The sequence below is a fragment of the Micromonospora sp. DSM 43699 genome (assembly GCF_055517075.1).
On sequence record NZ_JBTMMT010000205.1, the window covers coordinates 1 to 454 of the forward strand.

The following is a 454-nucleotide window of genomic DNA, read 5'->3' on the forward strand; positions in this document are numbered from 1 at the left end:
CTTCTCGATCGCCGCCGCCAAGAACCACGACGTCCTCATGATCGACGAGGCGCTGGCCACCGGCGACCGCAAGTTCCGGGTCCGCTCCGAGGAGCGGATCCGCGAGCTGCGCAAGGAGGCGGGGACGGTCTTCCTGGTCAGCCACAACAACAAGTCGATCAGGGACACCTGCGACCGCGCGCTCTGGCTGGAGAAGGGCGAGCTCCTCATGGACGTCCCCACCGAGGAAGTCCTCAAGGCGTACGAACGCGAAACGGGCAAGTAGCCCCAGCTCTCCCCGTGGCCCCCGCCGGACCGTTCCGGCGGGGGCCGTGCGGTGCCCGGCAGACCGCCCGCAGTAGGCCCCCAGGGGCGATCTCCTCCCGGCGGATGACGTCAATTCCGCCGTACGCGGGGAAGGTTGACGGACACGGCCGGGAAGCGGCGGCGGGCGCTCCACCCCGCCGGTCCGCTG

General features: G+C 70.7%; 1 pseudogene. It reads left to right on the plus strand.

From position 1 onward, the window contains the following. Positions 1-265: pseudogene (locus tag AC0AIB_RS31260) on the plus strand (ABC transporter ATP-binding protein); the annotation flags it as partial. Positions 266-454: the final 189 nt, after the last annotated feature.